General features: G+C 38.6%; 4 protein-coding genes and 8 tRNA genes. 1 reads left to right on the forward strand and 11 read right to left on the reverse strand.

Annotated features, from left to right (window positions below):
- Positions 1 to 5: 5 nt before the first annotated feature.
- The 3 genes from AC6UDG_RS04760 to AC6UDG_RS04770 all read right to left on the reverse strand — a co-directional run bounded on the left by AC6UDG_RS04760 (position 6) and on the right by AC6UDG_RS04770 (position 3,731).
- Positions 6 to 1,052, reverse strand: coding sequence for a zinc-dependent alcohol dehydrogenase family protein (locus AC6UDG_RS04760; protein WP_500706644.1), 1,047 nt, complete (start codon positions 1,050 to 1,052; stop codon positions 6 to 8).
- Between the two features lie 77 nt (positions 1,053 to 1,129).
- Positions 1,130 to 2,365 carry a cytosine deaminase gene (codA, locus tag AC6UDG_RS04765; protein ID WP_500706646.1) on the reverse strand — a complete coding sequence of 412 codons (1,236 nt, stop codon included), beginning with the start codon at positions 2,363 to 2,365 and terminating at the stop codon, positions 1,130 to 1,132.
- Position 2,366: 1 nt separating this feature from the next.
- The gene (locus AC6UDG_RS04770; RefSeq protein WP_500706648.1) at positions 2,367 to 3,731 is read right to left on the reverse strand and encodes a purine-cytosine permease family protein; all 1,365 of its coding nucleotides are present in this window, start codon (positions 3,729 to 3,731) and stop codon (positions 2,367 to 2,369) included.
- Between the two features lie 748 nt (positions 3,732 to 4,479).
- On the opposite strand from AC6UDG_RS04770, the gene AC6UDG_RS04775 reads away from it, so the two are divergent.
- A complete protein-coding gene (locus AC6UDG_RS04775; RefSeq protein ID WP_500706650.1) occupies positions 4,480 to 5,013 on the forward strand; it encodes an Ltp family lipoprotein in 534 nt (177 codons plus the stop codon).
- Positions 5,014 to 5,201: 188 nt separating this feature from the next.
- On the opposite strand, the gene AC6UDG_RS04780 is transcribed toward AC6UDG_RS04775, so the two are convergent.
- The 8 genes from AC6UDG_RS04780 to AC6UDG_RS04815 form a co-directional block, all read right to left on the reverse strand.
- Positions 5,202 to 5,286 (reverse strand) — tRNA-Leu (locus AC6UDG_RS04780).
- Between the two features lie 30 nt (positions 5,287 to 5,316).
- Positions 5,317 to 5,387 (reverse strand) — tRNA-Cys (locus tag AC6UDG_RS04785).
- 57 nt (positions 5,388 to 5,444) lie between these two features.
- Positions 5,445 to 5,517: transfer RNA gene (locus AC6UDG_RS04790), tRNA-His, on the reverse strand.
- Between the two features lie 14 nt (positions 5,518 to 5,531).
- A tRNA-Trp gene (locus AC6UDG_RS04795) sits at positions 5,532 to 5,602 on the reverse strand.
- Between the two features lie 10 nt (positions 5,603 to 5,612).
- Positions 5,613 to 5,695: transfer RNA gene (locus AC6UDG_RS04800), tRNA-Tyr, on the reverse strand.
- Between the two features lie 6 nt (positions 5,696 to 5,701).
- Positions 5,702 to 5,774 (reverse strand) — tRNA-Phe (locus AC6UDG_RS04805).
- Between the two features lie 68 nt (positions 5,775 to 5,842).
- Positions 5,843 to 5,917, reverse strand: a tRNA-Asp gene (locus AC6UDG_RS04810).
- Between the two features lie 8 nt (positions 5,918 to 5,925).
- Positions 5,926 to 5,998: transfer RNA gene (locus AC6UDG_RS04815), tRNA-Val, on the reverse strand.
- Positions 5,999 to 6,000 lie beyond the last annotated feature (2 nt).

Genomic DNA, 6,000 nt, shown 5'->3' on the forward strand with positions numbered 1-6,000 from the left:
TTACTCTATAACCCTACGTTTAAAACACAAGCACCTTTCAAATCACCTTTAGCAACCCTTTTCAAGGCATCATCCGCCTTTGAAAGTGGAAATTCAGTAACGTCAGGTTCAATGTGTAAACGATCAGCTAAAGTCAAAAACTCTTCGCCATCACTTCTCGTATTACTTTCAACACTCGTTAAGTTCTTTTCGTGAAAAATATGCTCTTCGTAACTCATCTGAGGGATATCAGTCATATGAATTCCGGCTAATGCTAAAGTACCTCCGGGAGCTAAACTTTTCAACGCATTAGGAACAGCCTCACCGACTGGTGCAAAAATAATCGATGAATCTAGAGGAACGGGCGACATATCATATGTGTTATTGACTGATTTTGCCCCAAGTGACAAGGCAAATTGTTTGGCATCTTCACCTCGTGTAAAGACGTGAACGTCAATTCCCTGATCAATCGCCAATTGCGCGGTGATGTGAGCAGACCCACCAAAGCCATAAATTCCAAGGGTACCACCAGCTGGAATGTTAGCACGTTCAAAAGCCCGATACCCAATGATTCCAGCACAAAGCAGTGGGGCTGCTTGAAGCGAATTAAACCGTTCTGGAATTCGATAAGCAAATCCTTCTGGAACGGTTGTATACTCCTCATAGCCACCATCATGATCCCATCCCGTATATTTAGAATATGGACATAGATTTTCTCTACCAGAACGACAATACTTACATACACCACATGTTTTCCGTAACCATGGGATTCCGATTCGATCACCAATTTTAAATCGACGAGTACGGGGACCATTTTTAACTACTTTACCAATAATTTCATGTCCAGGAGTTAGATCTTTTTTATGGACTGGCAGATCACCCTCGGTAACGTGTAAATCCGTGTGACAAACTCCACACGTTAATACCTTAACCAAGACTTCACCATCACCAGGTGCTGGAACGTCTTTTCTAACATATTTTAAGGGAGATTTCCTTCCGTTAATCGGTCCAGGTTTAACAATTTCCCAAGCATTCATAGTTTTAGGGATCTCGGTATTAGCTTCTTCTACCATTATAATTGCCTCCTCAATGTAATCTTTACGTTCATCATATCACAAGGAAAATGAAAGTGAAGTCCACTGACTAAAACCTAATCAAAATGAGTTTGAACTTCTTCTGGTTGTTTTTTAACCAAAACTTTCCCGTTTCTAATCGAGTATAAAAGCGTTCTTCTTTCGTTAATTTCATTATAAAAATTATCTGTATCAAAGATTAAGAAACTAGCGGGTTTCCCCTTCTCAATTCCATAATGATCACTAACATGTAAAGTTTTAGCAGCGTTGGTAGTAACCAATTTATATGAATCCATAATTTGATGGTACCCCATCAATTGACTCGCTAAAATACCAACGTAAAGCGCATCCAACATGTTACCGTTCCCCATTGGATACCACGGATCTTTTACATCGTCCTCTCCAAACGAGACGTTGATTCCATGCTTTAAAAGTTCCTTGACTCTCGTTAGACCACGTCGTTTAGGGTAAGTATCAAATCGACCACCCAAATGCATATTAACTAGTGGATTGGCTACCATGTTAATCTTTGACATCTTAAGAATTCTCATCAACTTATCGGCATATGCATCGTTATACGATCCAAGAGCCGTTGTATGACTTGCAGTCACCCGATCACTTAGTCCTGATTCATACGCCAAAGTAGCTAGAACTTCCAAATTTCTGGAATTGGGATCATCAATTTCATCGCAGTGAACGTCAACAAGTTTGTCATATTTTACAGCTAAGTTCATCAAAAGCTTCAGTGAATCACGCCCATAATATTGATTAAATTCGTAGTGGGGAATTCCACCCACGGCGTCAACTCCCATTTTGACAGCTTCCGTTAGTAAATCTTTGCCATGTGGAAATGATAGAATCCCCTCCTGTGGAAAAGCAACTAATTGGAGATCAATAAAACTAGATACCCGTTCCCTTACCTCAAGAAGTGCTTTAAGAGCGGTAAGATTGGGATCAGTAGTATCAACGTGACTTCTAACGAACTGAATTCCATGTTCAGCCTGATTCTTGAGCGTTTTAATGGCGCGCCCCTTAACGTCTTTTTCAGATAAGCTTTGTTTTCGCTCAGACCAAATTGAAATACCCTCAAATAGGGTTCCACTTTCATTAAACCGGGGTTCACCGGCTGTCAGAGTCGAATCTAAATGGACATGTGAATCAATAAATGGTGGAATAATTAATTTACCATTCGCATCAATCACCTCTTCTTTAGGATCATCAATGTGATCACCAATCTCTTTAATCTTTCCATCTTTAACTAAAATGTCTTGTTTTTTTGTCGAATTCTCAATATATCCCTGTTTAATAATCATTTTATTTGTCCCGTCTTTCTAACGCCCGACCGATAACGTAGTAGAGAACAGCAATAATTGCCATTACAATAAAAGTTGCTCCAATGGTATTTTTAACAATTGCAACATTTTTCAACATTAAGTATAACAAAATTCCTAAAATCCAAAGTGCAAACGCAAACCAATTCACCCCATGGCTATACCAAAACTCTCCTTTCGGATCTCCAAATGATTCCAAACGGTAGTCACGATCATTAAGAAGAAAATAATCTACTAGCATAATGGAAATGATTGGACCTAAAAACATCCCAATATAATCAAGGAAGGCCGTAAAAGCAGAAAGAAAGCTTCCACTTAAAAGTGGGGTAAAGGTTAAAATCATCGCCACCACGGTGACAATCAACAACGACTGTTTTAATGTCAATTTATGATACATATTCGTTAATGCTGATCCAGCCGCCTGTAAATTAACAGCATTAGCGGTCATACTGGTTAAGACAATCACAATCATTGCAATCATTCCTAGACCCAATTTATTGGCCACTGTACTTGGATCAGAATTATTGGGATCATAGACTCCAGACGTAATGGCAATACTGATGGTAGTGCATAATCCGATGGATGCAAAACTGACTGCCCCTAGTAAAGCTCCAAAAAATGGTGCACTTGTTGAAACACGCTTTTTATTAGTAAATCTAGTAAAATCAGCTCCACTGGTAACCCATGCCAAGTTAAACGCAGCCAGACTATCAATTGCTGCTCCAAACGGCATCCGATCCTTTTTGGGAACCATATAATGAGCAAGTTGGGTAAACGAAACATCTCTAAACACTACCAAGACTTCCCATATTACAAAAACAATAACTAGAATAATTCCAACTCTTTCAATAATTCTAATGGATCGTTGTCCTGATATAACACTAAGAATATGTAAAATACTCATAACCAGAATTCCGACAACTAAACCGAACGTTCCACCAGGCTTCCCAAAGATTGGCCAACCAAAGAATGAATTAAAAATATAGGATAATGAAGTTGCCGCAATAAAAGTATTAACCGCGGTCCAACCCATAAACATCACTAAATTGACAACCGATGGGATCATGCTTCCCCTGATTCCAAATGTCGCCCGACTCAAAGTTGTCGTCGATAACCCCGTTTTATACCCCTCATATCCAATTAAACTTAGAAACAGATATGAAATAATTGAGGCAATCATCAAAGCACTAAAACCGCCCCATAAACCACAAGCGGCAATAATACCCCCAATAAACCAAGTTCCATTATTAGCGTTTGCTCCAAACCAGTTAGCAAACATATCCCAATAGCTCATGTTGCGTTCGTTCATTGGAATGGGATGAACTTCGTACTTATTTTCGTTTTCCATTTTTTTCCTCCCTTGAATTAAAATGATAACCAAAATTTACATTGAACCAATTATAGTAATTCTTAAAGTGATTTAAAAGCTAAATTTAGCTATGAAAATGATGATTGGATTATAAAAAAAGAAGAGTGTATCATAAGTACTAGTTCAATTAAGGGGTTGATCAATGTGCTTGGGAGACGTGAAGCAAGACTTAAGCGTGAAAAGTTACGATTAAAAAAACAAAAGTTAAAGCTTAAGAAACAAAAATTAAAATTGAAAAAGTTAAAAATAAAACTTCGAAATAAACGAAAATAGGGATCACCATTTGGTGATCCCTATTTTCATCTTAATGCATCAATTATCATAATTAACTTAGCCATCAAAAAACAGGTCTAAGTCCGGGCAGTTAATAAATTAACAACAATGAAGGATCAACAGAACCTTAATGTACCCGGACTCATCCCTGCATTATTAGTATATGTCAGATCAGTGTTACTTAGCAAGAAGAAAACTTAATTACCTGACCTCTCCCTCAATCTTTGCCGCGTGTACGATAGAATAAGGAACGTCAACTATTTTGACAAAACTACTTTATCATCAATAATTATGAGTCAGCAACTAAAGATTAAGTTGATGATTTTTTTATTTATGCTACTTTGATATACTAAATAGGTAGTGTTTCGGGTGTTATTAAATAATAAATAATCAGTATGATTATAAAATACGTCCAAAACCGATTGACGTTAAAAGCTAATATAAGGAGTTTGTTATGGCAAAGGAAAAACAAAAAAAGAAATGGTATAAACGATTCTGGGTTTGGATCATAATTGCAATTATCATACTTGTAGTAATCTTCGTTGTTGGAAGTAACAGTGATAAAAATAAAAGTAGTTCTGCCACATCGGACAGTCAAACATCCCAAAAAGTAAAACTAGAGAGTACGTCTAAAACGGCGTCGGCAATTTCAACAACTGATAGCGCAAACACTGAGAGCAATAATGCATACAACACCGCTAAAAGCTATATGGAATCTGTTCCAATGTCTAAGAAGCGTTTATACACTCAACTAACATCACAATCTGGAAACAAATTTAAACCAGAGGCGGCTCAATCGGCCGTTAATAAATTCAGTGTTAAAGATTATCAAGAAAACGCGGTTAAATCAGCAAAAAACTATTCGAAAGAACAACATTTATCAGCTCAACAAGTTTACGATCAGCTAACTTCTGAAGCTGAGGGATACACCCCTGAACAAGCTAAGTATGCCATTAATAAAAACAACTTAGGTCAAATTAACCAATAAAACATAATAAGATAAAAAGTCATTTTACGATGGCTTTTTATTTTGGCCATTTTATTTCTAACACGTATTTAAAGGGTGTGACCCACTTAAAAATTAAATAAACTATACACAGTAGATCAAAGTATAAAAAAAGAACGTTGTCATAACAACGTTCTTGATTTGCTAAGATAAGCTATATAACTATGTTATACCGGAGGTGGGGTTCGAACCCACACGATCGCAATGATCACTGGATTTTGAGTCCAGCGCGTCTGCCAGTTCCGCCACTCCGGCATGCTAATGATTGCTAAAGCAGTAAAACAAAGGCGGTAACCGGATTTGAACCGGTGATGAAGGTTTTGCAGACCTCTGCCTTACCACTTGGCTATACCGCCATAAAGGCACTAAGCCTTAACAACTGCCCTTCCCTACTGGAACCAAGCAATCAAAAGGGCGGTAGGTGGGAATCGAACCCACGCGTGTCGGTACCACAAACCGATGTGTTAACCACTTCACCACTACCGCCATAACATCATAAACAGGGATAGTAGGAATTGAACCCACATCAACGGTTTTGGAGACCGGTATACTACCGTTGTACGATATCCCTATAAATAAAATGGAAGGAAGTGGATTTGAACCACCGAACCCGAAGGAGCGGATTTACGGTCCGCCGCGTTTAGCCAGACTTCGCTATCCTTCCATATAATGGCGCGGGACAGAATCGAACTGCCGACACACGGAGCTTCAATCCGTTGCTCTACCAACTGAGCTACCGAGCCATTGTCTTTTATGACATTTATAATAATAAAACTATTTAATTAATGTTGCAAGGGTTACCCACAACAAACGGTCCGTACGAGACTCGAACTCGTGATCTCCTGCGTGACAGGCAGGCGTCCTGAACCAACTAGACCAACGGACCATACGTTATGGAGGATACAGGGATCGAACCTGTGACCTCCTGCTTGTAAGGCAGATGCTCTCCCAGCTGAGCTAATCCTCCAA

The organism is Fructilactobacillus sp. X2R1C1 (assembly GCF_059901435.1).